Below are 26,931 nucleotides of genomic sequence, written 5' to 3' on the forward strand. Positions count from 1 at the left end.
CCCGTCAGCCGGCGAGGCTCGATGCCAGGCGCTTCACCTGCTTTACATAGGCTCCGACGGCCGGCTCACGCCGCCAGGGGTGAAGGGCGTCGGTGAAGATGTGGAGGTAGTCGAGTCCGCGTACGGTCCGGAGCCGGGTGAAGAGCTGGAGAGACTGCTGCCCGAGCTGCAGGCCCGCGTCGAGGTCGCCCCGTTGCGCGTGCGCCGTGGCCAGGACGGATAGGCGAATCCCCCTTGACCGGGCGAACGCCTCTCCGGGCATGGACCCCAGTGCGTGCCAGGCGAATGTGGACTTCGGACGTCCTAGGTCGCGGAAGATCTCCGCGGCGTCTGTGACGATCCGCTGCCGCGTGAAGAAACCGATCCACGGCCGCTCGCCCGCACCTTCGGCTGCGCCACGCTCCTGGAAACGCTCGGCCATGGCGAGGCAGGCACAAGCGGACCGGGGGTTCCCCTCCCTGGCGTGCGCGCGGGCTTCGATCAGCTTGGCGAACCCCAGCACCCGGGGGTCGGCGCCTGGAACTCGTTCGAACGCCCCCTGTGCCATGTCGACGGCCTGCGAAGGGAACCCGCGCATGAGCGACTGCATCGCCATCGTCGCCAGGACGTACGAGCCCAGGTGGATATCCCCGGCGGCCTTGGCCAACCGCAACGCTTGGATGAAGTGGCGTTGAGCGGCCTGGTGCTGTCCTGAGTCGAAGGCGGTCCACCCTGCCAGCCGGGCCATCTCCGCGGTCACGGAGAACAGCTCACGCCCGTCCCGTTCCGAGTATCGGGCGTGAAGGAGCGGTGTGATGCGTTCGTCGAGATAGGTCGTGAGCGAATGGGACTTCAGGGCGGCTCCGCCGAACCGGGAGTCCCAGGTGCGGGCGTTGTCGGCGACTGCCCGGAGCTCCTCGATGTGGTCCCGGCCCAGCACTCCGGTACCGGACGAGGGTCGCATGGGCTCCGTGGGACTGATCAGCCATCGGGTCACCGGTTCGGAGAACGCGGAGACGGCGAACGGCGTCGCCGCCAGGAAGGTGCGTCGGTTCACGGTGCTCCAATACGAGGTGGCTTCGGTGAGTGCCTGCTGCTGGTCCCGGGAGAAGGCGAGCCCCGCCGACCGGTTGTGTCCCTCTTCCCGCATGTCCGCCATGCCGATGTCCGCCAGGCCCACCGGACGGCCGAGGCTCTCGGCGAGCACGGTGCAGAGGTGCTGAGGGACGGGCCATCGCGGTCGCATGCCGCGCCGGGACCAGTTGACCACGGAGGTGTGCGTGTACTCACTGTCCGTGCCCTGGGCTAGACAGATTTGGTTCACCCGGTGCGCCAGCCTCTTGTGGCTGATACCGGACTCGGCGATCAGCTTCTCCAAGTGCACGTTGGGCTCTCGGCCGGTTGTCCTCGCCACGACCACTGTCGCATCACCCCTCTGCCCCCCGGCATGTTGCCAGCGTAGCGACGACTCTCCCGCCGTCAGCGTGTGCCGCGATTCGTGAGCCCCCCTTGTGAGCCCTGTGCATGTGCTCCCGCCCTGTTCTTCTGGTGGGAGGAGCCGGAGACGCGGCGCCCGCGGGAGCAGGATGGGGATGGTGAGGCGGCCGATGACGAAACGACCAGCTGGGAATGGGAAGAAGATGATGGGGTCGGACTGCTGGACCTGCGCACGACGCACGGCTCAGTGCCTGGTCGCGCTGTCCTCCACCGTGGCGCAGGTGCTCACCGAAGCCCTGCCACCCTGGGCGGTCGTCGTTTTGGTCCTGGGCGCCTCTCTGGCCATGGGCGTCCGTCGGGCCGGCCCGCCTCCCGCACCGCACGAGCGCCCGGCTTCGGCTCCGGCGCGGCTCCGGAGGCACCGCCCCGTAAGCCGCCCCACGAACCGTCCTGCGGGATTATCGCGCCACACCCGCGTAGCGAGGAGGAAACAGGGCCACCACGCCCGATAGCGTGACCGGCCTCGTCAGGTCCGCCCGCCCCACGACTGCCGAAGGGTACCGGCTATTCCGCGGCAGGTCAGACCGCGAACCAGACGCGTTCGATGCGGTCCTGCCCCACCTCGTAGACGGCCATGGCGGTCCGGGTCTCGTGGCCCATGAAGCCGGTCACGCGCTCCTGGTCGATGACGAAGCGGCCGTGCGTCACGCGCGAGACCAGTTCGGCGTGCAGGCCGGGGCTGGCGGCGAAGAGGGTCGCGTAGCGCTCGCGGAAGGCGGGCCCCGAACGGTCGGCGAGGACGTCGCCGGACGGGAAGGCGTGGACGGGCACGTCCTCGGCGTAGTACGCGAGGAAGCCCTCGAGGTCGCGCGCGTTGTACGCCGCGAGCTGGCCGTCGACGATCTCCTCCGGGGACATGGGGCCTTCCCTTCCGGCCCGGCCGGGTTACGGGTCCGGCGGGCGTACCTATGGTTGGTCGCACGGGTCGGGAAGATCATATCGGCGGGGATCCGGGGGCCGGGGGGCTGGGGGCCGGTTGGCGGAAGGTCAGGGGCACACCGGAGGCGGCTCCTGCCGGGAGAGTTCGCTGAGCCGGTCCAGGAAGGGACGTGCCGCCTCGGTGGCGTGGCGGCGGAGGAGGAGGCCGGTCAGGCTTCGCAGGGTGTCGGCCTCGCCGGCCCGGTGGCCGATCCGGCGCCACGTGCCGAGCGCGCGGCGGTAGCAGTCTTCGGCGTCGCCGTGCCGTCCCGTGCCGGCGCACACGTCCCCGAGGCCCTGGACGGCCACGGCCTGGTGGTGGGGGTCGCCGCTCCGGCGGGAGGCGTCGAGGACCTGCAGGTAGCGGGACCTGCTCCGGGCGTACTGGCCGCGTGCCCGGCAGCCGGCCGCCAGACCCGCCAGAGCCCAGGTCCGGCTGAGGTGGTGACCGGAGGCCTCGGCGAGGGCGAGCGCTCTGCGGAGGTGGGGTTCGGCCTCCTCGGCCTCCTCGAACCGGCCGAGTCCCTCCAGGGCGCAGCCGAGACCGGTGCCGGCCCAGGCCCGGCTGTGCCGGTCGCTGATCTGCAGGGCGAGGCCGATCGCCCGGCGCAGGTCCTTCTCGGCGGCCGTGTGCTCGCCCAGTTGGGTGCGCAGGTAGCCCAGGCCGATGAGGCCCCAGGCCTGGCTGTGGAGGTTGCCAAGCTGCTCGCCGAGGACGAGGGGCGCGAGGGCGGCCAGCGCGGGACAGTCTCCCGCGGCCGCCTCCACCATCACGGCGAGGCGGTCGCCGGCGGACCGTGCGGGCGGGGCGTCCGGGGCGAGCAGCGGGTTGATGCCGGCGGTGGCGTGGAGCAGCGTGGCGCCCAGGCTGAAGCAGTCCGCCTCGGGACCGGGCGCGGGTCCGGTGCCGGCGCCGGAGAGGTGCTCCGGTGCGGTGAAGCCCTGGGTCCCCGCCACGTGGACCGTGGTGCCCGTGCGCACCGCGCACTCCAGATCGACGAGGACGGGAGTGCCGTCGGGCCTCATCACGACGTTGGTCGGCTTGAGGTCGCGCAGGACGAAGCCGGCCGCGTGCACGTCACCGACCAGGCGGGTGAGTTCGCGCGCGAGCCGCCACGCCGCCGGGACCGGCAGCAGGCCTCCGTTGCGCGACGCTTCCTCCGCCGACCAGCGGTGCAGGTTCTCACCGTCGATCAGGTCCTCGGCGAGGAAGACGTGCCCGCCGGCCTCGAAGACCTCGCGCGGAGCGGGTGCAATGCCTTGCGGCGCCAGGCGGGTCAGCACGCCGGCCTCGTAGCGCAGCCAGTCCCGGGCGTCCGTACCGCCGGGCTGCGCGCCGACGTGCGCGCGTGCCTCCTTCAGCAGGACGTCCTCGCCGGTGTGTTCGTCCCGGGCGCGGTAGACGCCGCCGCGGTTGGAGTGGCGGACGGCCTCCCGGACGAGATAGCGCCCGGCGATGAGCACCGGGCCGCCTCTGTCCCGGCGCCCGCGCGTGCGTACGGGCGGGTCGAAGGGCGGCCGCGCCCAGGCGGGCGGTGAGAACCACGCGTTGCGTTCGTCGGCGGTCAGGGTCCCGTCCGGTGCCTGGAGGCGGCCCCGGTAGAAGCCCTCGTCGTCGAGTTCGCGCGGCGGCGAGAAGCAGCCGAAGCGGTAGTGCACGAGGCTGTCCGGCCGGTACCGGCGGTCCGACAGAATCGCCGGCCCGGGCAGCCCGAGCGTGGCCCGGTGCAGCTCCTCCGCGAGCGTGCGCAACTGGTCGTCGTCGGCGGGGTACGCGGTGAGGAACTTGCCGGAGTGCTCGCGCGGAGCCCGGACCGACGTGAGGTCGGCGGTGACGCGGGGCGACACCGCGAACTTGAACGCGCACCCGTGCGCCACCAGGACGCCCGCGGCTCCCCGCAGGACCTGGTGGGCGGAGCCGACGGTCGCCGACAGGTGCAGCTTCCACCCCTGCCGCCGGGGCCGGTACCCCACCGGCGTCACCATGCACCAGGTCTCACTGTCCCGCAGCGTCCACGCGGACCGCTCCGCCCCGAGAATCCGCAGGGCGACCGACTGATAGCTCGCCTGGGGGCTCACCGTCACGCGGTCAGGGTGGCATGCCGGCTCGTCGCGGTCGAGGCCTGTGCCGGAACGGTCTTGCGGCCGGCGGCGAACGCTGCGGGTGGGGGCGGGCCCGCACCGCCGGGCGTCTCGACCGACAGCCCGTTCGATGCCGCTCGGCGATCAATCTGAGAATGAGCTGTGACGGTCGTAGGGCAGGATGAGCCCCCGTGATCGACTACCAGCGTCAGCAGCCGGTGAACCAGCCGTACGCTCCACAGCCTCAGCAGCCGTACCCTCCCCAGCCTCCTTACCAGGGTCCGCAGCCCCATCAGCAGCCGTATGCGCATGCGAATCCGTACCCGCATCCGCATCCTCATCCCCATCCGTACGCGCAGCCCCAGCCGCATCCGCATCCGCATCCGTACCCGCAGCGCCCCGCCGTCCCCGAGGCGGTCGGTGACGAACGGCGCATGCTCTCCGCCGGGATCGACGGAACCATCGCGGTCGTGGCCGGTCTCGCCCTCGCGCTGCGGATCGCGGACGACAAGAGCTTCGGTGTGTTCTGGGCCGTCGCCGCCGGGGGCGTGCTCGGGGTGTCCTTCGTCCACCACGTCCTGGGGGCGGTGCTGTTCCGGACGACCGTGGGCAAGTTCCTGCTCTTCACCCGCGTGGTGCGGGCGGAGGACAGCGGGCGGCCGCGCTTCTGGCGGGCCGTGCGGCGCTGGCTCCTGGGCCTGACCTGGCTGCCGATGCTGCCGGTGTGGAACCTGCTCGGCGAGGACGGTCCGTACGAGGACGGCTGCGGTCTGCGCTACGTACGGAGCAAGGACCTGCGGTGACGAACCTGCGGTGACGGATCCGCGGTGACGAACCTGCCATGACGGATCCGCGGTGACGAACCTGCCATGACGGATCCGCGGTGACCGGGTGAGGGCAGGTGAGGGCAGGCCCGGGAAACACGTCGGTCCCCAAGACCGCCACCGGGTCTTGAGGACCGAAATCACGCACGGGCCCGGTTCAACCGGCGGCTTCCGCTACCGGTTCGGGCCCCTCGCGCAGAAGCGGTACGGGCCGCGGGCCGTCACTTGCCGCAGAACGGCGGGATGATGTTCTTGTGGGCCACCCAGCCGCGCGTGCCCTTGGCCAGCCCGCCCTTGCTCTTGGACTTGAGCTGGACGTTGTCCCAGCCGCCCGACGAGCGCAGGATGCGGATGGGGTCGCCGAAGTACAGCTGGCCCACGACCGCACCGGAACCGGCCTTGGTGCGCAGCCGGGTGCCGTCGGTGTAGATCATGGCGTTGTCCTCGTGGCACGCCTTCGCGGACACGGCGGTAGCGGTGGTGGCGGGGGCGGCCTGGGCCGGGGCGGCCAGGGCGGCGGTGGTGCCGATGAGGGCGGCGGTGGTGAGCGCGAGGGATATGCGTCGCACGGATCCTCCGGTTGTTCGTGTGGTGCGGCAGGTGCCGCGCGATCACCCTAGGGGCTCTGCCCGGCCCGTCCGGCGGCGATCTTGTCACGTCCCTGTCACAGCCGCGTCGCCGGCCCGGCCGCTCACGCAGCGGGCGCCCGGTCGCGGCTGCTCGGAAGTCCGGTACGGGTGGCCCGGGTGCGTGACCGGTGAGGCGGCGCACGTAATGTGGCCGTGAGGTCCGCCGCGAAGGCCGCGCCGCCCGAGCGGCGCAGATCATAGCCGGAGCGTGGAACCGGGGACGGGCTTCGGCCCTCCACAATGGCGGAAACAGACGATCATGTCCTTCGGGGCAGCAGCAGGAGTGTCCGGAGCGACGTGATGACGCAAGTGAGCGGGGGGACCTATCAGTCCCAGGGATACCATCGCGCACGCCGTGCCAAGCGGTGGACCATGGTGGTGGCATCCATAGCCGTGCTCGGGCTGATAACCGCCGGCGTGCTCAACCACTTCAAGATAGGCCCCTTCTCCGACAAGGGGGCACCGGTGAACTTCGGCCAGGACCAGGCGGCCGGGAGCGGCGGCCAGGCCGGCGGGGCCAACGGGGCCCAGACGGCCCCGGACTCCAAGGTCCTCATGCCGACCGGCCCCGCCGCCGAGTTCAAGAACACCGACACCCTCGGCGACGGCACGCAGATCGCGGTCACCACGCTGGAGGGCAAGAAGTCCGGTTTCACGGGCAAGGTGTGGGTCTGGGCGCCGAAGGCGTACAAGGACCCGAAGTTCAAGGACCACGGCTTCCCGGTCCTGATCGCGCTCCCGGGCGGCCCCGGCTTCCCGGACAACTACTGGATGGGCACTAACCTCAAGCTCCAGTCGTCGATCTCCAAGTGGTACGCCGAGGGCAAGAGCAAGCCGTTCCTCCTGGCCATGCCGGTCCTCAACCCCAAGAACAACGGCACGTACTGGGACGGCAGTGACATCCCGGGCCAGCCGAAGATGGGCACGTGGCTGACCGAGGACGTCCCGGACCTGATGAAAGCCAACTTCCGCACCATCAAGTCGCGCGACGGCTGGGCGTTCATGGGCTCCTCCTCCGGCGGCTTCGCCGGCATGAAGGCCGTGCTCAAGCACCCGGACAAGTTCAAGGCCGCGATCGCCTCCGGCCCGGACTTCTTCCCCGACTCCCCGCTGTGGAAGGGCCACACCAAGGAGCGGGACGAGAACGACCCCAAGCTGCTGGCCAAGGACCTGATCGCCCGCAAGGGCCCCGACGTCTACCTCGCCTTCCAGTACGGCACGAAGGAGGATCCCATCACCATCAACGGGGTCAAGAACTTCGTGAAGGAGTACGGGCAGGGCCCGGTGCACACCTCGGTCAAGGAGATCCCGGGCGGGAAGCACGACGCCTACACGTACGTCCCGAGCATGGGCCAGGGCCCGATCCAGTTCATCAGCGAACAGCTGTCGGACCCGATCCCGGCGTCCTGACGCCGAGTCCCCTTCCGAGCCCCGCCCGACCACGTCGCGGCGGGGCTCAGTCCTTGACGGCCTCGCGCAGTGCCTCGGCGAACGGGGCCGGGTGCGTCAGATACCCCACGTGCCCGCCCGGGAACTCCCCGACCCCGGTGCCGACATGCTCCGCCAGGGCCCGTGTCGTGCGGAGCACGAGCGTCTCCGGTCCCTCGCCGCCGAGCACCACGGTGAACCGCGCCGCACGCAGGGCGTCGGCATCCGGCCGGAAGCGGACGAACGAGCGCAACTCGTAGGCCAGGCACGTCCCCATGTTGACGCGGATGCGAGCCAGCATCTCCTGCAGCGGTGCCGGCAGGCTCCCGGTCGGTTCCGGAGGCGCTTCCATGCCGATCGCCCCGCAGAACCGCCCCATCGCCGCGTCGAGGCCCTCGCGCTCGTAGAGCTCGTACACCTCCTGGAACAGGGCGTGCCAGCGGTCGGCGTCCGGCAGCAGGTCGATCACGAACGGCTCGTGCGCCACCAGGGCCCGTACCCGGCCGGGCTGCCGTGCCAGCAGAGCCATGCCGATCATGCCGCCGTAGCTCGTGCCGAAGACGTACGCCGGCTCGCCGGCGGCGACCGTGTCCAGCAGCAGGAGGGCGTCCTGGCCGTGCTCCTCGATCCGCTGCTCCCGGGGCGGGCTCGTCAGGCGGCTGCGGGAGTTGCCTCGCAGGTCGTACGTGATGACGGTGAAGTCTTCCGCGAGATGGCCCGCCAGGGGGCCGTACATCGCGGCATCGCCGTCTCCGCCGTTGACGAGCAGAAGGGGCGGGCCCGAGCCGCGGACCTCGTAGTAGATCTCGGCATCGGGCGTGGCCAGCGTACCGGTCTTCATGGGACATCAGGGTGCACCGGTGGCGGGGCTCCGGGCAATGGCACTCAGGGAGGAGGGAGAAGGGAGGGGAAGAGGAGGAGAAGGGGAAGGCGCGGGGCCGGGTCAGCCCTCGGCGTCCCGGCCGGCCAGCGCGCGCAGCGCGCCCGTCAGCTCGTCAGGAGTGAGGGGTGGAGCGGGGAGAGCGGTGGCGGCGGGGGCCCGTAGCCCGTCCAGGAGGAGGTGCAGGTGGCGCCGCCAGGCCCGCGGCGCGACGGTCACGGAGGCGGGGACGACGCGGCCGAGGGCGGCCAGCGCGAACAGCAGGTCCTCGGCGACCACGTCGTCGCGCATGGAGCCCTGTTCCTGGGCGCGCCGGATGAGCAGGCAGACCGTCTCGTGGTGGTGGGTCTTGAGGGCGTCGAGGGAGGGGACGTCGGGGATGCTGGTGGTCATGAGGTCGTTGGCGCCCCTGTCGGCGGCCAGGCCCTCGAAGATGTACTCCAGATAGCTGGCCAGGCCCGCCCAGGCGTCGCCGGCGTCGCGGGCCTCTTCGCCCCGGCGCAGGGTGTGGGTCAGCCCCTCGCCGAAGACCGCCTCGATGAGCGCGCCGCGGGTGGGGAAGCGCCGATAGAGGGTGGCGTTGCCGACGCCGGCGCGGCGGGCGATGTCGTCCAGCGGGGCGTCGACGCCCCGCTCGGCGTAGATCTCGCGGGCGGCGGCGACGAGCAGGTCGCGGTTGCGCTGCGCGTCCTTGCGCAAGGGGCCGTCCGCGCGGGTGTTGCTGCTCATGGCCCCTCCTGGGTGGTGGTGCGGCTGTGTGATGACAGCACTCTAACAGCGAAACGTGGACTGGTCCCCGTTTCGCTGTTAAGGTCGCGGCACGTAGTGGGGAGATCTCCCCACTTTGCTGGATTCCCGTTACCGGCTGCCGGTTGCCGTACCGGCGACGAAGGGCTGACGATCCATGAGCACGCTTCCCGACTTCCAGGCGCTGGCCCCGGCCGGCACGGACTTCGTGGCCGACCCCTACCTCCTCTACGCCCACCTGCGCGGGCAGGGCCCCGTCCACCGCGTCCCCACGGAAGGAGCCGGCGACGTATGGGTGATCCTCGGGTACGACGCGGCGCGGGCCGCCCTCACGCACCCCGGAATCAGCACCGACGTGCGCCACTCCGCCCGCTGGACCAGCGACGGCGGCCAGGCCGTCGGCCGCAACATGCTCCAGACCGACCCGCCCGAGCACACCCGCCTGCGGGCGCTGGTCGCCGGCGAGTTCACGGCCCGCCGGATCGAAGCCCTCCGGCCGCGCATCCAGCAGATCACCGACCAGCTGCTCGACCGGATCGCCCCGCTGGGCACCGCCGACCTCGTCGCGTCCTTCGCGCTTCCCCTGCCCATCGCCGTCATATGCGAACTCCTGGGCGTACCCGAAGAGGACCGCGACTACTTCCACGAATGGTCGCACCGCATGGTCTTCGAACCCGCCTCCCCGGCCGGCGCCGAGGCGGCCGCCGCCATGGCGGTCTTCCTCACCGAACTGCTCCGCACCAAGGAAGAGCACCCCGAAGACGACCTGCTGAGCGCGCTGGTGCGGGCCGAGGACGCCGACGGGCGGCGCCTGCCCACGGACGAGCTCATCGGCATGGCCTTCCTCCTCCTCGTCGCCGGCCACGAGACCACCGTCAACCTGCTGGCCAACGGCACGTACGCCCTGCTCACCCACCCCGAGCAACTCAAGGCCCTGCAGGCCGAACCCGCCCTGCTGGACGGCGCGATCGAGGAGATGCTGCGCTACGAGGGGCCGGTCACGTCCGCCGCGTACCGCTGGACGACGGAGGCCGTCGAGATCGCGGGACACACCATCCCCGCGGGCGAGTCCGTCCTGATCCTGCTGGGCTCGGGCTCCCGCGACCCCGGCCGCTTCGCCGAGCCCGACGTCTTCGACATCCGCCGCCCCCGCACCCCCGGCGGCGGGCACCTGGCCTTCGGCCACGGCATCCACCACTGCCTGGGCGCTCCGCTGGCGCGCCTGGAGGCGGCCGTGGCCCTCCCCGCCCTCCTCGACCGCCTGCCCGGCCTCGCCCTGGACACGGACCCGGCCGAAGCCGCCTGGCGCCCCGGCCTGATCCGTGGCCTGACCCGCTTGCCGGTGCGCTACACCCCGGTGTGGTGAACGGGACGGGTGGACGGCCGCGGCAGGGGTGAGGACACGCGCCCCTTCACACGGCCCGGCCCGGGCGCGCCACGGGGGTGCGAGTCCGGGCCGGGCGGCGGAACTCCTGGGTGCGCGGCAGCTCGGCCGCTAGCCGGCCGAAGGGCCGTGCCCTCGGGCGAGGAACGCGGCCACCGTCCGTGTGAAGCGGCCGGGGTCGTCGAGCCATGGGTAGTGGCCGGCGCCCGGCTGCACGGTCAGTTCGGCGCGCGTGAATAACTTCGCGATGCCGGCGGCGACATGCGGGCGAGGGCCGCTGTCCAGCTCGCCCGCGAGGAGCAGCACCGGCGCGTCCAGGCCCGCGACGGCGGCACGGGCCGCGGCGGGGTCGAAGGCGCCGGAGGAGGCGTAGCCGCCGGCTGCGGACTCGTTGGTCTGCTCGACCTCGACCGCGGCGTGCGCCCGGGCGGCGGCGTCCCAACGGCCGTAGAAGAAGGGGGTGGCGGCGTCGAAGTCGGCGTCGGTGGCGGATCCGGACCAGATGGCTTCGTAGGCGCCGCGGGCCGCCTCGAACCACGGCTCGGCCGTGCGCAAGGCGATGACCTCCCGGCGGTGCTCGTCGGTGAAGTCGACACCGAGGGCGCGGGCACGAGCCGTGATCAGGCTGAGCGTACGAATGCGGTGCGGGTACCGGGCGGCGTAGAGGATGGCGAGATCGCCGCCCGCCGAGTGGGCGAGGACATCGACGTGCTCCCACCCGAAGTGAGCGCGGAGGGCCTCGACGTCGTCGACCTGCCGGTCACACCGGTACGTGGCCGGGTCGTCGGGGATGCCGGAGCCGCCGGTGCCACGCGCGTCGAGCATGACCAGCCGGCGGTGCCGCGACAGCCCGCCGAGGTCTCCGAGGTAGGCGGAGGCGCGCATCGGTCCACCGGGCAGGCACAGCAGCGGCTCGCCTTCCCCCATGACGTGGTAGGCGAGTTCTGTCCCGTCGGCGGCGGTGAGTGTGGGCATGAGGCATCCTCGTCACCGGTCGGCGATGACGGCAAGCGATTTGATGCGGGTGCTCGGCGGGTGCTCGGCGGTTGCTCGGCGGGTGCTTGCCGGTCCGGCCGAGGAGGCGGCGGGCGTGCGTGACGGCTCAGGCCGGGCCGGCCGCCCAGTCCGCCAGCACGGTGAAGTCGTCGCCTGCGAGACCGCGGCGGGGGTCGATCCGGTGCAGCAGGGCGGGGCCGTCGTGGTGGGCCTTCACCCAGGCGCGGTCCGCATCGGTGATCTCGTCATCGACCCACGCGAAGGCGCGGCCCTTCGCCCACGCCACTATTTCCGGCGTCTTCCAGAACACCCCGCCCCCGGGCTCCGGCCGCGGCGAGGGCCACGGAACGAACGGCAGGACGGGGAGCCCCAGAACCGGCGCGACGAACGCGTTGGCCTCCTCTTCCCATGTCGTCGCCCAGACCAGGTCGTAGGGAAGCGCGGCCAGCGCCGGCCCGTGGTCCGGGTTGAGCCAGACCCGCAACGGCTTCACCGGTCTGCCCGGCAGACCCCACTCGGCCAGGCGGCGCCGCTCGGAGGCCTCCCAGCGGGGCGTCAGGAGCCGGTGCGTCCCGTAGCCCTCGGGCCGCCGGTGCGGCTTCGCGGCGTACGGGTTGAGCGGCCCGTCCACATCGATCAACAGCGCCGGTCGCACCAGCCGCCCCCTCTCGTTCACGGGGCTTCCCCCGTCCCTGTCCCGCAAGTTGATCACAAGGACGGTCGTACTTGTACATGTTTGGACCTGCGCAGGCACGGTATGCGCGTTGACAAGGCCCACGAGGGACATCGGACGGACGTCAGAGGGGCCCCGATGACTCAGTCGAAGAAGAAGACAGCAGAGACAGCAGAGACGGCAAAGACAGCCGACACAGCCGAGACATCCGGCACACCCGAAGAGCCCGGCGACAAGGCCGGCAGCACGCCCGCCGGCGCCACGGCGGCGCAGGTGCTGCGCGCGGCGCACGAGCAGTTCGCCGAGCTCACCGGCCTGCTCCCCGAAGGCATCAGCCGCTTCGAGAGGAGCGAGGGCGGGGGCTGGGAGCTGGAGGCCGAAGTGGTGGAGCTCGCCCGCATCCCCGAAACGATGAGCGTCATGGCGCTCTACGAGCTGAGCCTGGACACCGACGGCCTGCTCACCGGCTACCGCCGCGTGCGGCGCTACGAACGGGGCAGGACGGGCCGGACCGACTCCCGCTGAGGCCCGGGTCGCGGTCGGCGGCGAAGAGAGGAAGTTGTCCGATGAGCGTAGTCCCCGCAGCCCAGGGCGGGGGTGCAGGCGGCACCAGCGGCCTGTACGACGTCCTGGAGCTGGTGCTCGACCGCGGACTGGTGATCGACGCGTTCGTGCGCGTCTCCCTGGTCGGCATCGAGATCCTGAAGATCGACGTACGGGTCGTGGTCGCGAGCGTCGACACGTACCTGCGCTTCGCCGAGGCCTGCAACCGCCTCGACCTGGAAGCCGGCCCGCACCGCAGCCCCGGCCTGCCCGACCTCGTCGGCTCGCTGACCGAAGACGGCGCCCGCGGCAAGGCCAAGGGCGCGCTCTCCGGCGCCGCGCAGAGCGTCGTGGACGCCGCGCAGCAGCTCCGCGACCGCGGTGGCGAACGGAGCAGCAGCGGCTCCCGCTCCCGCAAGAAGGAGGAGAGCGAGTGACCACCTACGTCTACGGCATCGCCCGCGGCGACCGCGCCGAACTGCCCGAAGGACTCACCGGCATCGGCGATCCGCCGCTGCCCGTGCGCGTCGTGACCGGCGCGGGCCTGTCCGCCGTGGTCAGCGACTGCCCGGCGGAGGGCGAGCTGCGGCCCAAGCGCCGCGACCTGCTGGCCCACCAGCGGGTGCTCACCGAGGCCGGCCGCCGCACCACCGTGCTGCCGATGCGCTTCGGCAGCGTCTCGGGCAGCGACGAGGAGGTGCGCGTCGTGCTCACGGAGCACTCCGGCCGCTACGAGGAACAGCTGGACCGGCTCGACGGCCGCGTGGAGTACAACGTCAAGGCCGTGCACCGCGAGGACGCCGTCCTGCACCTGGTGCTCGCCGAGAACACCGAACTGCGCACCCTCGCCGAGGCCAACCGGGCCGACGGCGGAGGCTCGTACGAACAGCGGCTGCACTTCGGCGAGCTGGTCGCCCGGGCCGTGCGCGAGCGGGAAGCCCGCGACGCCGCCCTGGTGCGCCGGGCGCTGGCACCGCTGGCGGAAGGCGAACGGCCCGGACCCGAGAGCACCGGCTGGTTCCTGAACGTCTCCTTCCTGGTCCCCGGGGAAGCCGGGAGCCGGCTGCTCGCCGAGGCGGGCCGGATCGAGGAGGAGCACCCCCACCTGGACGTGAAGGTCCACGGCCCGCTGCCCCCGTACAGCTTCGTCGAGTGATCGGCTTCGTGGGCTGGGTGCTGCGCCGCGTCGTCGCCGAGGCCGAGCGGCTGTACTACGACCCGGCCGTCGTCCTCGGTGAACTGAAGGCGCTGGAGGAGCAGCTCGCCGCGGGCCTGATCGGCGAGGAGGAGTTCGACCGCCGCGAGGACGAGCTCCTGGACCGGCTGGCGGAGACCCGGCGACGCGCAGGAGGACAGGAGCGCACGGCATGAATCCCGAAAGCACGGCACCACTGACGAGGCCCGGCAGCGGCATGGTCACGGGCCCCGGATCCGGCGGTGCCGACCTCGCCGACATCCTGGAGCGGGTGCTCGACAAGGGCGTGGTGATCGCCGGAGACATCCGCGTCAACCTGCTCGACATCGAACTCCTCACCGTCAAGCTGCGGTTGGTGGTCGCCTCGGTCGACAAGGCGAAGGAAATGGGCATCGACTGGTGGGAGAGCGACCCCGCGCTGTCCTCCAACTCCCGCCGCGGCGAACTGGGCGCCGAGAACGCGCGGCTCCGGGCGCGCGTCGCCGAACTGGAACAGCGGCAGGAGGAGACCCGGTGAACGCGAACCACGAGGAACTGCTCTACGCCTACGCCGTCACCCGGGACGCCGGCGCCCCCGGCGCGGACGACCTGGAGACGCTGACCGGCGTCGCCGGCGAACCCGTCCGCGCCGTCCGGCACTTGGGGCTCGCCACGCTGGTGGGCCCGGTGCCGGCCGCCGGCTTCGGTGAAGCGGCCCTGCACGCTTCCCTGGAGGACATCGCCTGTCTGGAGAAGGCCGCCCGCGCCCATCAGAGGGTGATCGACGCGGTGACCGCCACCGGCGCGTGCGTCCTGCCGATGAGACTGGCGACCGTCTACCACGACGAGGCGGGAGTGCGCCGGATGCTGGCGAACCGGCACGCGCAGCTGGGCGCGGCCCTCGACCGGCTCGACGGCTGCGTCGAATGGGGAGTGAAGGTCCACGCGTCCGGCAGCGCCGCACAGGCCCCGGCCGCCACCGGCGCCGGTCCCCGAGCGCCGCGCGCCGCCGTGTCAGGCCGCGACTACCTCCGCCGCCGCGCGGCGGCTCGCCACGCGCACGAGGAGGAGGCGCGGCGGGAGGACGAGGCCGCGCGCGGCATCCACGCGGTGCTCACCGCCCTGGCGGAGCAGACCCGGCTCTACCCACCGCAGCACGGCCCCCTCGCGGGGCCCTCCGGACGCAACATCCTCAACGCCGCCTACCTCGTGCGGCGCGAGGGCGGCGACCGCTTCACCTCGGCCGTCGCCGGCTTCGCCGACCTGGTGCCGGAGGACGGGGTACGGCTGGAACTGACCGGGCCCTGGGCCCCGTACTCCTTCGCCGGACAGGCCACGAGCGGGCAGACCGGGACCGATCAGGCCACGAGCGGGCAAACCGCGACCGGACAGACCGCGACCGGGCAGCCCACACGTGCGCAGCCCACCCTCGGGCGCCCCGCGCCGGGGGAGGACGTCCCGTGACCGGCGACGGCCTCATCGCCCAGCGCAGGCTCTCCCTGGTCGACCTGCTCGACCGGCTCCTCGCGGGCGGAGTGGTCGTCGCCGGCGACCTCACCCTGCGCATTGCCGACGTCGACCTCGTCCGTATCGACCTGCACGCCCTCATCAGCAGCATCGACGACCGGGTGCCCGCACCCTGGGAGGAGGCGGGGGCGTGACCCGCCGCGTGGAGCTGGACGAGGCCACCGTCGAACGCGACCTGGCCCGGCTCGTACTGACCGTCGTCGAACTGCTGCGTCAGCTGATGGAACGTCAGGCGCTGCGCCGGGTGGAGCGCGGCGACCTCACCGACGAGCAGGAGGAACGGATCGGTCTGACGCTCATGCTGCTCGCGGAGCGCGTCGAGGAACTGTGCCACCACCACGGCCTGGAGCCGGAGGAACTCAACCTCGACCTCGGGCCGCTCGGGCCTCTGCTGTGACCCGGCGCCGGTGAGGAAAGGCCCGGCGGACTTCAGGAGAGTTCGCGGGACGTCGCGCACGTGAGGGCGGCGAGGGCGTGGCGGAGGGCGGCGCCGCCGGCCGGGCGGTCGTGCCGGCGGGCGCCGACGTGGCCGTCGGGCCGGATGAGCAGTGCTCCGTGCGGGCCGAGACCGCAGGCGTCGAGGTGCTCGTGGGGGAGGGGCTCGATGCGCAGCGGCCACGGAGCGGTGGCGTTCTGCTGCTCCCAGCAAGCCGGATCCGGCGTGAGCAGGGTGAACCATTCACCGAACGCCTCGAGTGTGGAGCGGCCTTGTGCGAGCGGGAGGTGGGGCATGCGGTGGCCCGGCCCGGCGGTGGGGACGTACTCCGTGCCTGCATCCGCATCCGTGCCTGGCGGGACGGGGGCGGCGCTGTCGTCGCCGAGGACGGCGTCGGATTCGTACGAGACGCCGAGCACGAGGCCGAGTTGGGCGAAGTACCGCTGTGACCAGGGAAGCTCGATCCGCTCCGACGGTGCTGCACCGGCTTGGAGCTGTTCGCGGCGCCGGTTCTGCACGTCGAGCATGAGTTGGGTGTTGGTGACCGCTTGGCGGAGGGTCCGGTGGGCGACGGGTTGCCGTTCCGTCGCGTAGGTGTCCAGCAGGCCCGGTCCGGCCCACCCGTGGAGGACGCCCGCCAGTTTCCAGCACAGGTTGTGCACGCCGGCGATGCCGGTGTTCATGCCCAGGCCGCCGACGATGGGGATCGCGTGCGCGGCGTCGCCGGCCAGCAGGATCCGGCCGTGACGGAAGTGTTCGGCGACGAAGGCGTTCATCGTCCAGTGCTGCACTCGCGCCACGTTGACGGGAACGCCGGAGTCCGGGCCGAGGGCGCGCGAGACGAGCGCGGCCCAGTCGGCGTGCGCCGCGTCGTCGGGGGTGGGTGCGAACCAGGCCCAGCCTCCCTCGGGGTAGAGCGGGGCGAACAGCCCGTGCGGGGTGAAGTAGACCCCGGCGGGCCGGTCGGCGCACCAGCGGGCGAGATCGGCGTCGAACACGACGGTCGTGAAGTCCGCCAGCGCTCCGGGGCCGGTCGTACCGATCCCCAGCCGCTGCCGGACGGAGGAGTTCGCGCCGTCGGCGGCGAGTACGTAGCGGGCGCGGACGCGAACCTCCCGGCCGCTCCGGTGGTCGAGGACCGTGGCCAGGACGCTCCCGCCCTTTCCGGCCGCTTCGCTTCCTGTGCTTCCTGTGCTTCCTGCGTTTCCTGTGCCTTCGTCTTCTCCGCCTTCTTCGGCAAGGCCGACGAGCTCGGCCCCGAACCGGATCTGACCGTTCGCGGCGGCGAGCAGGCCGGGTTCCAGCCGGTCCTGCGAGGTAACCACGCCGGTCACGGGGCTTTCGGGCACCGGCGCGTTGACCCCGACCATGGCCGCCGTGGCGAAGTCGCGGTCGTGCAGGGTGTCGCGGAAGCGGATGCGGCCGTACTCGGGTGCGAACGCGGCCGCCGTGATGCCGTCGGCGAGCCCGAGGCCGCGGTAGATCTCCATCGACCGGACGTTGACCAGCCGGGCCCGGGGGAAGGGCGACAACTCGCCGTGCTTCTCGACGAGCAGGGTCCGTACGCCCCAGCGCTCCAGCAGCGCACGGGCGGTGAGCCCGACCGGCCCGCCGCCGACGATCAGCACGTCCGCCTCGGCGTCTGTTACGGGCATGTCGGGCTCCTCCTGCTCGCCCCGGCGCTGCCGGGCACTCGGCGACTGCCGGCCGTGCGGCCCCGGGCAACCGGCCCGGCCTACGGCGATGGGACCCGCATCAATCTTCCGCACTCGGGGGTCGCCCGCAATGTGCCCGCGCCGGCGTCCAATCGAACGCACTCGCGAACGCCCTCGGCCCTTCGTGGTCCTCCGGGCACGGCAGCAGCCGCCTTGCCGGCTCTGAGCTTCACGCCGTGCCTCCCCCTGCTGTCGTGGGCCAGCCGTGGGCGGAGAACAGGGCGCCGGCGCAGAACCGGTCCAGGACGGCGGCGGTGTAGGGCACGCAGTCCGCCGGTGGCCGGCCGGGGTCGGCCCACACCAGGGCGGAGCACTTGCCCGGCTCGCGGTTGCGGGGTTCCCCGGACCACCGCTGGGTCGTGAAGACCACCCCCAGCCGTGCCTGGCCTTCGGGGGAGCGGTGGTGGATGAGGTGGCAGAACTCCAGGTCGGTCGGCGCGATGCCGACGCCGACCTCTTCGCCGGCTTCCCGCAGGGCTCCTTCGACGACGGTCTCGCCGTCCTCCAGGTGCCCGCCGGGCGGAGCGAGGAGGCCGCTGGCGTAGACGTCTCCGGCCCGGCGCAGCAGCAGGACGCGCCCGTCGGTGCGGTGCAGCAGGACCATGACGTCGACCACGCTGCGGTAGCGGATCCGCCGGCTCATGCGAGCCTCCCCGCGGCGGTCCGGGCGGGGGCGGCAGGGCCCGGGAGCGGCCGGTGTTCGAACAGCAAGGGCACCCTCGTGTTGCTCGTACGGCGGACGGGACGGTGACGCACTACGCCTCCTCGTTGACGCGTGGATCGGACGAGTGATCGGAAAAACGACCCCCGATCGGGTCCGTCACGGACTCCGGCGGACGCTTCATAGCGCGTAAGTTCGAGCCGGGGTCAAGAAGGCCGTGGCTACGGGGCGGGAGCCGGAAGGGGCCTTGTGCGATTCACCCGGCCGTGGCTCCTCACCCGTTCCGGGGGTTGCGTTGCTCCCGGGAACGGCGGGCCGCGGCCCACCGCCCGTGTTCGCGGGCCGGCGGGCGCGGCTCCTTTGCAGCAGGCCGGGTGACGCCCGTCCCCCGCGGGCCATCGGAGCGCTCCCTGGCCCGGCCGCGCGAAGCGGTGCGCGGCGACGGCGAGGGCCGTCGCGGCGAGCGCGGCGGTGATGCCGAGTTCCGCCGCGACGGGGAGCTGCCGGCCGGAGGCGGAGGCGGGGGCCGCGGCGGCGGGCGCGTGGGCCGCCACCGCGCGGCGCAGTGGATCGAGCGCGTAGGTCAGCGGGTCGGCCAGGCAGATCACCATCAGCCGGTGCGGCAGGCCGGACAGCGGGAACATCGCCCCGGCGAGGAACAGCAGCGGTGTCATGGCGAAGCCGGGCACCGCCTGGAACGTCTCGATGCGGGAGATGCAGACGGCGGCGACGGCACCGAGGGCGGTCAGCGCGCGCTGAGGGCGAGTTCGCCCGTGAGGACCGCGAGCAGGGCCGGGTCGTAGGGGACGTGCGCGCCTTCGCGGTCCCGGACGATGGACGCCCCCGCGCCGATCGCGGGCATCTGCACGGTCATGGTCAGGACGCCCGCCGGCACGGTCCCCGTGACGGTCGTCATCGTCCGCCGTCCGAGTCGTGGATGGACGGCCTCCACGCCGGGGTACGCCTTGCGCAGGCCCCGGGCGAGGACGGTGACGGGCGCGCGCCCGCGCACGGCCGCCGCGGCATCGCTCCGCCCGGAATGCCGGGCGGTGAGACCCGGGCCGGGGGCCTGCCGTACCGGAGGGGCCCTGAACCGGGCGTCACCGCTTCATGTGTCACCAGCCCTTCGACGGGCCCGGCGCCGGGCGTCCGGCCGGAGCACTGCCGGTCCCGGTGCGGTGCCGGGCGTCAGCCGGCGCTGTAGCAGTACCAGGGGGAGCCGGCGTCCTCCAGGTTGTACCCGTAGGTGCAGCCGTGCGTCAGCTCGGTGAAGTCGCCGGCTTCCACCAGCGCGGGGGGCTCGTACAGCTCGCGCTCTTCCATGGCTCTCTCCTTCATCCGCGGTCCGCGCCCCGTGGCGCGGGCACGATCATCAACGGGCGGTAGTAGCCGTCCGGGTGCGGTTCGCCGACCGGGCGGCCCTCCACCTGCACCCAGGCGTGAGCGCGGAAGGGCTCGGTGCGCACTCCGGTGCACCAGTCCGGCCAGGTGCCGCGCAACCGGCACAGCAGCGCGGTGGCGATGGACCGCTGCAGGCAACCCTCACCCGCGCACCGGGCGCTGACCGCGACCACCGCGCGGCGGGCGGCCAGGGCCTGCTCCGCCGTGGCGGGCCGGGCACCGCGCCGGGTGGCCGACAGCACCGAGCGCATGCGGCGGGGCCTGAGCTCGGCCAGCGGCCGTGCGGCGGCCACCGCGAGCAGGGCGGCGGCGCGGTGGTGCGGCGGGACGGTGCGGCGGACGGCGGGGACCATGGGCGTGCTCATGCGGACACCACCAGCCGGGCCTCGGTGAGGGTGCGGATGAAGGACGCCACGTCGCCCGCGGTGCGTTCGGCGGGGAGGGCCGGATAGCGCTCGCCCAGCCGCTGCGCCGTCTGCTGGGGTGTCGCGCCGTCGAGCAGGGAGCGCAGGATGAGCGCACCGGTGCTGTTGAGCTGCCAGTAGCGGCCGCCGGCCTCGTCGAGCAGCACCATGCCGTGATCGGTGTCGGTCGCCGAGACGTGGCGGCGCAGGGCGAAGGTCATGGCGGTCCTCCGGTGGCGGCGGAGACGGGGGAGGGGGCGCGCCCCGCGCGGGACCGGAGCCAGACCTCGCAGGCGAGGGTGGCGTCCAGGCCGCGCAGCGCGTTGGGGTCCGGGTGGACGCCGAGGAGCCTCGCGCGGAGTGCGGCGGCGTCGATCAGGCCGGTACGGGCGAGCAGCGAGTCCTCGAACAGGCCCAGGATGGCGGCGCGGTTGACGCGCAGGCCAGTGTGGAAATCGGCGGGTTGCTGCGGATGTAGTCGTGCAGCCGGGAACCGCGGCCGGTCATCAGCCGGGTCATGGCCGCGAGCCGTCCGGCGTCGCGGACCCAGGGGCCGGGTTCCTCCGCGGGCGCGGCCATGCCGGCGACACCGATGTCAACGCGGCACGCGCACCGGCGAGAGACACAACCCGCAAGGGTGGAAAGGGATATCACGTGATGGACGGACAATAGGGCCGCAAAGCGCCATGTCAGCCCCGTGTCTCCCCGGATGCGCTCCCCGTCCGCTTCCTGAATGCGCGGGGAGTGCTCCGGTGCGCCGAGGCGGAAGCGTGCGTGCGGGCCGTGCGGTGGGTACGCCTGACGGGGGAGGGGGCGGTCATGGGGATTCTGAAGAAGCTGGCGCAGGCGCTCCGGGGCACCGGCGGAAGCCGCAGTCGTGGCGGAAGCAGCGGGAGCAGCAGGAGCGGGGGATACGTGGACACGTCGGGGGACTCCGGGGGAGACGGCGGAGGGTCGGGTCACCACTCCGGTGGAGGCCATTCAGGGGGAGGGCATCACTCGTGCGGCGGGGGGCACAGCGGGGACGGCGGCTCGGGCGGCTGCGGCTCGTCCTCGTGAGCCTCGTGAGCGCAGTGAGCACTTGAGGAGCACGAGGACGAAGCGGATGAAGCACCAGAAAGCAGTCGTGGGTGTGCCGGCTGTGACGGACGCGCTCGGCGTAAGGTGAGCGCGCAACGCCGCCCCCGCGAACCGTCAGGCGGCCACGGCACCGCCCCGCTCCCTCTCCTCACGGTGGATCGGCGCGTCCGAGCCCGTCAGGGGCACCCCCGTGCCTCCCCGCCGGGCCGCCACGATCTCCGCCGCGATCGACAAGGCGGTCTCCTCGGGCGTACGGGCGCCGAGGTCGAGGCCGATCGGCGACCGCAGCCGGGCCAGTTCCCCTTCGGTCACGCCCGCTTCGCGCAGCCTCCGGCCGCGGTCCGCGTGGGTGCGGCGCGAGCCCATCGCGCCGACGAACGCGACCGGCATCCGCAGCGCCTCCTTCAGCAGGGGCACGTCGAACTTGGCGTCATGGGTGAGCACGCAGAGGACCGTGCGCCCGTCGACGGCGGTGCGCCGCAGGTAGCGGTGGGGCCAGTCGACCACGACGTCGTCGGCCTCGGGGAAGCGGGCCCGCGTGGCGAAGACGGGGCGGGCGTCGCACACGGTCACGTCGTAGCCGAGGAACTTGCCCGCCCGTACGAGCGCCGCGGCGAAGTCGATCGCACCGAAGACGATCATGCGGGGCGGCGGCACGCTCGCTTCGACGAGCAGCGTGAGCCCGCCGGGGCAGTGCGACCCGTCTTCCGAGAGGCCGACCGTTCCGGTGCGGCCGGTGTCCAGCACGGCCCGCGCCTCGGCCGCCGCCGTCCGGTCCAGTTCCGCGCGGCCGCCGAGGGAGCCTTCGTACGAGAGGGAGCCCTCGTGCGACCCCTCGGGGCGTACGAGCAGTGCCCTGCAAAGGAGTTCGTCCGGGCCCCGGACCACCCGGGCGACCGCCACCGGCTCGCCCCGGGCGGCCGCCGACACCGCCGACCGGAGCACCGCCCGCCACGGCGCGCCCGCGGCCACCGGCGTGACCATGATGTCGATGACCCCGCCGCAGGTGAGCCCGACCGCGAAGGCGTCGTCGTCGCTGTAGCCGAACCGCTCGACCACGGTCTCGCCGTCCGCCAGCGCCTGCCGGCACAGCTCGTACACCGCCCCTTCGACGCAGCCGCCGGACACCGAGCCGATGACGGTGCCCTCGCGGTCGACGGCGAGGGCGGCGCCGGGGCCGCGCGGGGCGCTGCCGCCGACGGCCACCACGGTGGCGACGGCGAAGTCCCGGCCCTGCTCGGCCCAGCGGTGCAGTTCCCCGGCGATCTCAAGCATGTGCTTCCCCCGCAGCACGAGCACCAGCACCAGCACCAGCATCAGCACCGGCACCGGCTGTACCGGCCAGGATGACGCGGTCCGGCCGGATGGGCAGGCTCCGGTGCCGTACGCCCGTCGCGTGCCGGACCGCGTTGGCGACGGCCGCCGCGGCACCCACGATGCCGATCTCGCCGATGCCCTTGATCCCGACCGGGTCGTGCGGATCCGGATCGTCGATCCAGTGCGCCTCGACGTGCGGGACGTCGGCGTGCGTGGCGACGTGGTAGCCCGCGAGGTCGGCGCCGTAGTGGCCGCCGGAGACGCTGTCCCGTACCGCTTCTTCGTGCAGGGCCATGGAGATGCCCCAGATCATTCCGCCGGTGAACTGGCCGCGGGCGGTGAGGGGGTTGATGATCCGGCCCGCCGCGAAGACGCCGAGCATGCGCCGTACGCGCACCTCGCCGGTGGTGACGTCCACGGCGACCTCGGCGAACTGCGCTCCGAAGGAGTGCCGTTCCATCTGTGCGAGGGCGCCGACGGCCTCGGTGGTGTCCGAGCGCACTGTGATGCCCTCGGGCGGGATGCCGGCGCCCGGGACGAGCCGCTCGCGCAGCTCGCCGGCCGCCGTGGTGATCGCCCATGACCAGGAGCGCGTGCCCATCGAGCCTCCGGCGATCATCGCCGGTCCGAAGTCGCTGTCCCCGATCCGCATCCGGACGCGGTCCGGCGCGACCTCCAGCGCGTCGGCGGCCACCTGGGTGAGCGCGGTCCGCGCCCCGGTGCCGATGTCCGCCGCGGCGATCCGTACGGTGAAGGTGCCGTCGGCCTCCGCCGTGACGGCCGCCGTGGACGGCAGGGCCATCACCGGGAAGCTTGCCGCGGCCGTGCCGGTGCCGAGCAGCCAGCGGCCTTCGCGGCGCAGTCCGGGACGGGGGTCCCGGTCCGCCCAGCCGAACCTGCGGGCGCCCTCTTGGAAGCAGGCGATCAGGTTGCGGCTGCTGAAGGGCAGGCCGGACACGGGCCCCCGCTCGGGCTCGTTGCGCACGCGCAGCTCGATCGGGTCGATCCCGCACTTCTCGGCGAGCTCGTCCAGCGCCGTCTCCAGCGCGAACGACCCCGGTGCCTCGCCGGGTGCGCGCATCCACGTCGGGGTCGGCAGGTCGAGGCGCACCACCAGGTTGGCCGTGTGGTGGGCGTCGGCGTCGTACATCACCCGCGTCGCGCCGGTGCTCGGCTCGACGAACTCGTGCACGGTGGAGGTGTGGCTCAGGGAGCGGTGCTCCAGCGCGCGCAGCCGTCCGCCGGTGTCGGCGCCGAGCCTGATCCGCTGGATCGTGGCGCTGCGGTGGCCGGCGAGGGGGAACATCTGGCGACGCGTCAGCACGACGCGCACCGGCCGCCGGAGGTGCGTCGCGGCCATCACGGCGGCCACCTGGTGGGCCCGGATCCCCTTGCTGCCGAAGCCGCCGCCGACGTGTTCGGACCGCACCCGCACCGAGGCGGGGTCGAGCGAGAACAGGTTCGCGAGCTCGCCCACGATCCAGGTGGCGCCCTGGTTGGAGTCCACGACGTCGAGCCGGCCGCCGTCCCAGCGGGCCGTCGCCGCGTGGGGCTCCATCGGGTGGTGGTACTCCTCCGGGGTGGTGTACTCCGCGTCCACGACGACCGCGGACGCGGCGAGCGCGGCCTCCATGTCGCCCTTGCGGGTCTCGGCCGGCATGCGGCCGCCGACGGGGTACGCGTCCGGGCGGTCGCGGGTGAAGGCCGTGTCGTGCGGTTCCTCCTCGTAGCGCACGACGAGCGCTTCGGCGGCCTCCCTGGCCTGTTCGGGGGTCTCGGCGACGACCAGGGCCACCGGCCATCCCATGAACGGCACCCGGTCGTGCTGGAAGACGACACAGGTCGGGTCCGGCGGAACCCCCAGGAGGCCGATGTAGTCGGCGTTGAGCCGCGGGGCGTTCCCGTGGTGGAGGACGGTGAGCACTCCCGGCATCGCGAGCACCCCGGCGGTCTCCAGGGAGGTGATGCGGCCGCGCGCGACGGTGGACAGCACCAGCCAGCCGTGGGCGAGTCCGGCGAAGGGGATCTCGGCGGCGTAGCGGGCGGCGCCGGTGACCTTGTCGCGGCCTTCCACCCGGGTGCGGGCGGTGCCGACGGCGCTCTCGCGCGCCGCGGGGGCGGTGGTCATCGGGCGGCCTCCTCGGTGAGTCCGGTCAGGACCGCCACGACGAGATTGCGCATCAAGGTGACCTTGTACGCGTTGTGCGGCAGCGGTCGGGCGGCCGCCAGTTCGGCGTCCGCGGCGGCGGCGAACGTCTCGCCGCCGGCGGGTGCTCCGGTCAGCGTCCGTTCGGCGGCGCGGGCCCGCCACGGGCGGGACGCCACCGCTCCGAAGGCCAGGCGCGCTTCGCGGATCACGCCGTCGCGGACGTCGAGGGCCGCGGCGACCGAGCCGATCGCGAAGGCGTACGAGGCGCGTTCGCGGACCTTCCGGTAGCGGGAGAGCGCGGCGACGGGGGCGGGCGGCAGGGTGACAGCGGTGATCAGCGCGCCCTGCGGCAGGGCGGTTTCCCGGTGCGGTGTGCCGTCCACGGGCAGGTAGAGGTCTGCGAGCGGCAGTTCGCCCGGCCCGTCGCCCGTGCGGTACGAGACGACGGCGTCGAAGGCGGTCAGTGCGACGGCCATGTCCGAGGGGTGGACCGCCACGCAGTGGGCGGAGGCGCCCAGGATCGCGTGGTTGCGGTGTTCGCCCTCGACGGCCGGGCAGCCGCTGCCGGGGACGCGCTTGTTGCAGGGCCTGCTCACGTCGGTGAAGTAGCCGCAGCGGGTGCGCTGGAGCAGGTTGCCGCCGACCGTGGCCATGTTGCGCAGCTGCCCGGAGGCGCCGGCCAGCACGGCCTGGGCCAGTGCCGGGTAGCGGCTGCGGACGCCGGGGTGCGCGGCGAGGTCGCTGTTGGTGACGGTGGCGCCGATGCGCAGCCCTCCGTCCGCTGTCGGCTCGATGCGGTCCAGGGGAAGTCCGCGCACGTCGACGAGCCGGGAGGGGCGCTCGACGCCGGCCTTCATCAGGTCGACGAGGTTGGTGCCGCCGCCGAGGAAGCGGGCGCCGGCATCGGCGCCGAGCAGCGCGAGCGCGCCGGAGACGTCGGACGCGCGCTGGTAGCCGAACTCCTTCACGCCGCCTCCCCGGCGCCGGCCGCCGTCGTCCCCGCGGACTCCGCCCGGGCCGCGGCGGCCGCACGGGAGACCGCCTGCACGATCGACACGTAGGCGCTGCAGCGGCACAGGTTGCCGCTCATCCGCTCCCGTATCTCGTCGTCGGTCAGCGGGGGCGGGCCGGCTTCGGGCCGTACGTCGTCGGTGACGGCGCTCGGCCAGCCCGCCGCGTGCTCCTCGATCACCGCGACCGCCGAGCAGATCTGCCCCGGCGTGCAGTAGCCGCACTGATAGCCGTCCAGATCGAGGAACGCCTGCTGGACCGGGTGCAGTTGACCGCCCTCGGCGAGGCCTTCGACGGTCGTGACCGCACGCCCCTCGGCGGCCACCGCGAGCTGCAGGCAGGCCACGGTTCTGCGCCCGTCGAGCAGGACCGTGCAGGCCCCGCACTGCCCCTGGTCGCAGCCCTTTTTGGTGCCGGTCAGGTCGAGCCGCTCGCGCAGCGCGTCGAGCAGGGTGGTGCGGTGGTCCACGGTCAGCGTGTGCTTGTCGCCGTTGACGTCCAGGGTGATGGAGCTGTCGTGCGCGGACGAGGGGGGTGGGGCCATGATCAGCCTTCTTTCGCGTATCCGGAGCCTCGTGCCCGGAGCGCGTCGCGGGGAGACGAACCGGCAGGCGGAACGAACGATGGATCAGGAAGGTCTCCGGGGGCGTGCCGGGGAGACCGCGAGGCGGTGCTGTGCGTGGCGGTTCGGGTGTCGGGAACACTGCGGGCGGCGAAGATCACGACGCCGGTGCCGGGACGGGCAACGGTCGGTCGCGCGTGCCGCTATGGTGAGCACAAGCGGACAACTGTCCGCTCCTATGGAGCTTAGTGGACAACTGTCCGGTTAACAAGGGCGGGATTCGGGCACGCGTCACCGGGAGGACGAGTGCAGGAGAAGAAGGACACCGCTCAGCGGTCGGACGCGAGGCGCAACCGCGAGCGCATCCTGGACGCCGCCGTGGCAGAACTGACGCGCTGCCCGGACGCCCCGCTCAGCGCGATCGCCAGGAAGGCGGGCGTCGGACAGGGCACGTTCTACCGCAACTTCCCCAACCGCGAGTCGCTCGTCCTGGAGATATACCGCTACGAAATGCAGCAGGTGGCCGAGGCCGCGGCCCAGTTGCTCGGCACGCGGGAACCGTCCCGGGCCCTGCGCGAGTGGATGGACCGCCTCGCCCGGTTCGCCATGACCAAGGCCGGCCTGGCGGACGCCATCCGCATGGCCACCGCCGGGCCCGGGGGACCGCAGAAGCCGGGCCACGCCCCGGTGACCTCGGCGGCCGAACTCCTGCTGCGCGCCAACGAGGAGGCCGGCACCATCCGCCCGGGCGTCTCCGCGGACGACTTCCTCCTCGCCATCGCCGGCCTCTGGCACATCGACCCCCGCTCGGACTGGCAGCCGCGCGTCACCCGGCTGATGGACCTCGTCATGGACGGACTGCGCGCGGGAGCGCCCGGGCGCTGAGCCCGGGCCGGCCACGGCGGCAGACCGCC

Annotated in this window: 32 protein-coding genes; 13 read left to right on the plus strand and 19 right to left on the minus strand. The window is 73.0% G+C overall.

The annotated features are described in order from the left end of the window. Positions 1–4: 4 nt before the first annotated feature. The 3 genes from B7P34_RS03435 to B7P34_RS03445 form a co-directional block, all read right to left on the minus strand. Positions 5–1,357 (minus strand): hypothetical protein, encoded by a 1,353-nt coding sequence (locus B7P34_RS03435; RefSeq protein WP_223267457.1) that lies wholly within the window; start codon positions 1,355–1,357, stop codon positions 5–7. Positions 1,358–1,995: 638 nt separating this feature from the next. Next, positions 1,996–2,334: a nuclear transport factor 2 family protein gene (locus B7P34_RS03440; protein ID WP_106674270.1), complete on the minus strand. Its 339-nt coding sequence runs from the start codon at positions 2,332–2,334 to the stop codon at positions 1,996–1,998. Between the two features lie 129 nt (positions 2,335–2,463). Continuing rightward, entirely contained in the window at positions 2,464–4,479 is a 2,016-nt protein-coding gene (locus B7P34_RS03445; RefSeq protein WP_146166720.1) for a tetratricopeptide repeat protein, read from the minus strand. A 431-nt stretch (positions 4,480–4,910) separates the two neighbouring features. On the opposite strand from B7P34_RS03445, the gene B7P34_RS03455 reads away from it, so the two are divergent. Continuing rightward, positions 4,911–5,279 (plus strand): RDD family protein, encoded by a 369-nt coding sequence (locus B7P34_RS03455; RefSeq protein WP_106674272.1) that lies wholly within the window; start codon positions 4,911–4,913, stop codon positions 5,277–5,279. 242 nt (positions 5,280–5,521) lie between these two features. Here B7P34_RS03455 and B7P34_RS03460 read toward each other — a convergent pair whose 3' ends face one another. Further along, complete coding sequence (locus B7P34_RS03460) at positions 5,522–5,869, minus strand: SH3 domain-containing protein (protein WP_106674273.1); 348 nt, start codon at positions 5,867–5,869, stop codon at positions 5,522–5,524. A gap of 438 nt (positions 5,870–6,307) precedes the next feature. On the opposite strand from B7P34_RS03460, the gene B7P34_RS03465 reads away from it, so the two are divergent. Next, entirely contained in the window at positions 6,308–7,339 is a 1,032-nt protein-coding gene (locus B7P34_RS03465; RefSeq protein ID WP_223267458.1) for an alpha/beta hydrolase, read from the plus strand. A 46-nt stretch (positions 7,340–7,385) separates the two neighbouring features. Here B7P34_RS03465 and B7P34_RS03470 read toward each other — a convergent pair whose 3' ends face one another. Next, positions 7,386–8,198 (minus strand): alpha/beta fold hydrolase, encoded by an 813-nt coding sequence (locus tag B7P34_RS03470; RefSeq protein ID WP_106674275.1) that lies wholly within the window; start codon positions 8,196–8,198, stop codon positions 7,386–7,388. A gap of 102 nt (positions 8,199–8,300) precedes the next feature. Continuing rightward, entirely contained in the window at positions 8,301–8,966 is a 666-nt protein-coding gene (locus tag B7P34_RS03475) for a TetR/AcrR family transcriptional regulator (protein WP_189382408.1), read from the minus strand. A gap of 175 nt (positions 8,967–9,141) precedes the next feature. Between B7P34_RS03475 and B7P34_RS03480 the strand changes: the two genes are divergently transcribed. Beyond that, positions 9,142–10,350 (plus strand): cytochrome P450 family protein, encoded by a 1,209-nt coding sequence (locus B7P34_RS03480; RefSeq protein ID WP_106674276.1) that lies wholly within the window; start codon positions 9,142–9,144, stop codon positions 10,348–10,350. Positions 10,351–10,479: 129 nt separating this feature from the next. Here the strand turns inward: B7P34_RS03480 and B7P34_RS03485 are convergent, their stop codons facing one another. After that, positions 10,480–11,343 carry an alpha/beta fold hydrolase gene (locus B7P34_RS03485; protein WP_106674277.1) on the minus strand — a complete coding sequence of 288 codons (864 nt, stop codon included), beginning with the start codon at positions 11,341–11,343 and terminating at the stop codon, positions 10,480–10,482. Positions 11,344–11,470: 127 nt separating this feature from the next. Continuing rightward, the gene (locus tag B7P34_RS03490) at positions 11,471–12,040 is read right to left on the minus strand and encodes a hypothetical protein (protein WP_223267459.1); all 570 of its coding nucleotides are present in this window, start codon (positions 12,038–12,040) and stop codon (positions 11,471–11,473) included. A gap of 135 nt (positions 12,041–12,175) precedes the next feature. On the opposite strand from B7P34_RS03490, the gene gvpO reads away from it, so the two are divergent. Genes gvpO through B7P34_RS03530 form a run of 8 tightly spaced genes read left to right on the plus strand, consistent with a single transcriptional unit; the run spans position 12,176 to position 15,678 of the window. Then, positions 12,176–12,562, plus strand: coding sequence for a gas vesicle protein GvpO (gvpO, locus tag B7P34_RS03495; protein ID WP_106674278.1), 387 nt, complete (start codon positions 12,176–12,178; stop codon positions 12,560–12,562). A 41-nt stretch (positions 12,563–12,603) separates the two neighbouring features. After that, on the plus strand, positions 12,604–13,017 hold the full coding sequence (locus B7P34_RS03500) for a gas vesicle structural protein GvpA (RefSeq protein ID WP_106674279.1): 414 nt from the start codon (positions 12,604–12,606) through the stop codon (positions 13,015–13,017). Further along, a complete protein-coding gene (locus tag B7P34_RS03505; RefSeq protein WP_106674280.1) occupies positions 13,014–13,736 on the plus strand; it encodes a GvpL/GvpF family gas vesicle protein in 723 nt (240 codons plus the stop codon). Before B7P34_RS03500 ends, B7P34_RS03505 begins: the two co-directional genes overlap by 4 nt. Next, positions 13,733–13,951 (plus strand): gas vesicle protein GvpG, encoded by a 219-nt coding sequence (locus B7P34_RS03510; protein WP_106674281.1) that lies wholly within the window; start codon positions 13,733–13,735, stop codon positions 13,949–13,951. The genes B7P34_RS03505 and B7P34_RS03510 overlap by 4 nt, the downstream gene beginning before the upstream one ends. Next, the gene (locus B7P34_RS03515; protein ID WP_223267460.1) at positions 13,948–14,292 is read left to right on the plus strand and encodes a gas vesicle protein; all 345 of its coding nucleotides are present in this window, start codon (positions 13,948–13,950) and stop codon (positions 14,290–14,292) included. The genes B7P34_RS03510 and B7P34_RS03515 overlap by 4 nt, the downstream gene beginning before the upstream one ends. Continuing rightward, positions 14,289–15,218 (plus strand): GvpL/GvpF family gas vesicle protein, encoded by a 930-nt coding sequence (locus B7P34_RS03520; RefSeq protein WP_106674283.1) that lies wholly within the window; start codon positions 14,289–14,291, stop codon positions 15,216–15,218. Before B7P34_RS03515 ends, B7P34_RS03520 begins: the two co-directional genes overlap by 4 nt. Next, on the plus strand, positions 15,215–15,415 hold the full coding sequence (locus B7P34_RS03525) for a gas vesicle protein (RefSeq protein ID WP_106674284.1): 201 nt from the start codon (positions 15,215–15,217) through the stop codon (positions 15,413–15,415). The genes B7P34_RS03520 and B7P34_RS03525 overlap by 4 nt, the downstream gene beginning before the upstream one ends. Further along, the gene (locus tag B7P34_RS03530; RefSeq protein ID WP_223267461.1) at positions 15,412–15,678 is read left to right on the plus strand and encodes a gas vesicle protein K; all 267 of its coding nucleotides are present in this window, start codon (positions 15,412–15,414) and stop codon (positions 15,676–15,678) included. The genes B7P34_RS03525 and B7P34_RS03530 overlap by 4 nt, the downstream gene beginning before the upstream one ends. A 32-nt stretch (positions 15,679–15,710) precedes the next feature. On the opposite strand, the gene B7P34_RS03535 is transcribed toward B7P34_RS03530, so the two are convergent. From B7P34_RS03535 to B7P34_RS03565, 7 genes are all read right to left on the minus strand, one after another. Then, positions 15,711–17,372 carry an FAD-dependent monooxygenase gene (locus B7P34_RS03535; RefSeq protein ID WP_106674285.1) on the minus strand — a complete coding sequence of 554 codons (1,662 nt, stop codon included), beginning with the start codon at positions 17,370–17,372 and terminating at the stop codon, positions 15,711–15,713. A 229-nt stretch (positions 17,373–17,601) separates the two neighbouring features. Further along, entirely contained in the window at positions 17,602–18,075 is a 474-nt protein-coding gene (locus B7P34_RS03540) for an NUDIX hydrolase (RefSeq protein ID WP_106674286.1), read from the minus strand. Between the two features lie 239 nt (positions 18,076–18,314). Then, positions 18,315–18,782 carry a hypothetical protein gene (locus B7P34_RS03545; protein WP_286157443.1) on the minus strand — a complete coding sequence of 156 codons (468 nt, stop codon included), beginning with the start codon at positions 18,780–18,782 and terminating at the stop codon, positions 18,315–18,317. A 56-nt stretch (positions 18,783–18,838) separates the two neighbouring features. Then, a complete protein-coding gene (locus B7P34_RS03550; protein ID WP_106674288.1) occupies positions 18,839–19,105 on the minus strand; it encodes a hypothetical protein in 267 nt (88 codons plus the stop codon). A gap of 176 nt (positions 19,106–19,281) precedes the next feature. Continuing rightward, the gene (locus B7P34_RS03555) at positions 19,282–19,416 is read right to left on the minus strand and encodes a lasso RiPP family leader peptide-containing protein (RefSeq protein ID WP_106674289.1); all 135 of its coding nucleotides are present in this window, start codon (positions 19,414–19,416) and stop codon (positions 19,282–19,284) included. A gap of 11 nt (positions 19,417–19,427) precedes the next feature. Beyond that, positions 19,428–19,859, minus strand: a complete 432-nt coding sequence (locus B7P34_RS03560; RefSeq protein ID WP_106674290.1) for a lasso peptide biosynthesis B2 protein — start codon at positions 19,857–19,859, stop codon at positions 19,428–19,430. Continuing rightward, positions 19,856–20,119, minus strand: a complete 264-nt coding sequence (locus B7P34_RS03565) for a lasso peptide biosynthesis PqqD family chaperone (RefSeq protein ID WP_106674291.1) — start codon at positions 20,117–20,119, stop codon at positions 19,856–19,858. The genes B7P34_RS03560 and B7P34_RS03565 overlap by 4 nt, the downstream gene beginning before the upstream one ends. Positions 20,120–20,232: 113 nt before the next feature. On the opposite strand from B7P34_RS03565, the gene B7P34_RS37190 reads away from it, so the two are divergent. Beyond that, positions 20,233–20,376 (plus strand): hypothetical protein, encoded by a 144-nt coding sequence (locus B7P34_RS37190; protein ID WP_189382410.1) that lies wholly within the window; start codon positions 20,233–20,235, stop codon positions 20,374–20,376. Between the two features lie 716 nt (positions 20,377–21,092). On the opposite strand, the gene B7P34_RS03575 is transcribed toward B7P34_RS37190, so the two are convergent. Genes B7P34_RS03575 through B7P34_RS03590 form a run of 4 tightly spaced genes read right to left on the minus strand, consistent with a single transcriptional unit; the run spans position 21,093 to position 25,999 of the window. Next, complete coding sequence (locus B7P34_RS03575; RefSeq protein ID WP_223267473.1) at positions 21,093–22,295, minus strand: XdhC family protein; 1,203 nt, start codon at positions 22,293–22,295, stop codon at positions 21,093–21,095. Next, positions 22,246–24,423 carry a xanthine dehydrogenase family protein molybdopterin-binding subunit gene (locus tag B7P34_RS03580; protein WP_106674292.1) on the minus strand — a complete coding sequence of 726 codons (2,178 nt, stop codon included), beginning with the start codon at positions 24,421–24,423 and terminating at the stop codon, positions 22,246–22,248. Before B7P34_RS03580 ends, B7P34_RS03575 begins: the two co-directional genes overlap by 50 nt. Continuing rightward, positions 24,420–25,412, minus strand: coding sequence for an FAD binding domain-containing protein (locus B7P34_RS03585; protein ID WP_106674293.1), 993 nt, complete (start codon positions 25,410–25,412; stop codon positions 24,420–24,422). The genes B7P34_RS03580 and B7P34_RS03585 overlap by 4 nt, the downstream gene beginning before the upstream one ends. Then, a complete protein-coding gene (locus B7P34_RS03590) occupies positions 25,409–25,999 on the minus strand; it encodes a 2Fe-2S iron-sulfur cluster-binding protein (RefSeq protein WP_106674294.1) in 591 nt (196 codons plus the stop codon). Before B7P34_RS03590 ends, B7P34_RS03585 begins: the two co-directional genes overlap by 4 nt. Positions 26,000–26,323: 324 nt before the next feature. Here B7P34_RS03590 and B7P34_RS03595 point away from each other — a divergent pair, with 324 nt between their 5' ends. Further along, a complete protein-coding gene (locus tag B7P34_RS03595; protein WP_106674295.1) occupies positions 26,324–26,902 on the plus strand; it encodes a TetR/AcrR family transcriptional regulator in 579 nt (192 codons plus the stop codon). The last annotated feature ends 29 nt before the right edge of the window (positions 26,903–26,931 follow it).

Origin of the sequence: Streptosporangium nondiastaticum, from assembly GCF_003011965.1 — a bacterium.
Taxonomy (GTDB): domain Bacteria; phylum Actinomycetota; class Actinomycetes; order Streptomycetales; family Streptomycetaceae; genus Streptomyces; species Streptomyces nondiastaticus.

Coding starts and splice junctions, on each gene's coding strand:
- B7P34_RS03440 (WP_106674270.1), bottom strand. CDS start 2,334: ATGTCCCCGGAGGAGATCGTCGACGGCCAGCTCGCGGCGTACAACGCG.
- B7P34_RS03455 (WP_106674272.1), top strand. CDS start 4,911: ATGCTCTCCGCCGGGATCGACGGAACCATCGCGGTCGTGGCCGGTCTC.
- B7P34_RS03470 (WP_106674275.1), bottom strand. CDS start 8,198: ATGAAGACCGGTACGCTGGCCACGCCCGATGCCGAGATCTACTACGAG.
- B7P34_RS03475 (WP_189382408.1), bottom strand. CDS start 8,966: ATGAGCAGCAACACCCGCGCGGACGGCCCCTTGCGCAAGGACGCGCAG.
- B7P34_RS03480 (WP_106674276.1), top strand. CDS start 9,142: ATGAGCACGCTTCCCGACTTCCAGGCGCTGGCCCCGGCCGGCACGGAC.
- B7P34_RS03485 (WP_106674277.1), bottom strand. CDS start 11,343: ATGCCCACACTCACCGCCGCCGACGGGACAGAACTCGCCTACCACGTC.
- gvpO (WP_106674278.1), top strand. CDS start 12,176: ATGACTCAGTCGAAGAAGAAGACAGCAGAGACAGCAGAGACGGCAAAG.
- B7P34_RS03500 (WP_106674279.1), top strand. CDS start 12,604: ATGAGCGTAGTCCCCGCAGCCCAGGGCGGGGGTGCAGGCGGCACCAGC.
- B7P34_RS03515 (WP_223267460.1), top strand. CDS start 13,948: ATGAATCCCGAAAGCACGGCACCACTGACGAGGCCCGGCAGCGGCATG.
- B7P34_RS03535 (WP_106674285.1), bottom strand. CDS start 17,372: ATGCCCGTAACAGACGCCGAGGCGGACGTGCTGATCGTCGGCGGCGGG.
- B7P34_RS03540 (WP_106674286.1), bottom strand. CDS start 18,075: ATGAGCCGGCGGATCCGCTACCGCAGCGTGGTCGACGTCATGGTCCTG.
- B7P34_RS03555 (WP_106674289.1), bottom strand. CDS start 19,416: ATGGAAGAGCGCGAGCTGTACGAGCCCCCCGCGCTGGTGGAAGCCGGC.
- B7P34_RS03560 (WP_106674290.1), bottom strand. CDS start 19,859: ATGAGCACGCCCATGGTCCCCGCCGTCCGCCGCACCGTCCCGCCGCAC.
- B7P34_RS03565 (WP_106674291.1), bottom strand. CDS start 20,119: ATGACCTTCGCCCTGCGCCGCCACGTCTCGGCGACCGACACCGATCAC.
- B7P34_RS03575 (WP_223267473.1), bottom strand. CDS start 22,295: ATGCTGGTGCTGGTGCTGGTGCTCGTGCTGCGGGGGAAGCACATGCTT.
- B7P34_RS03580 (WP_106674292.1), bottom strand. CDS start 24,423: ATGACCACCGCCCCCGCGGCGCGCGAGAGCGCCGTCGGCACCGCCCGC.
- B7P34_RS03590 (WP_106674294.1), bottom strand. CDS start 25,999: ATGGCCCCACCCCCCTCGTCCGCGCACGACAGCTCCATCACCCTGGAC.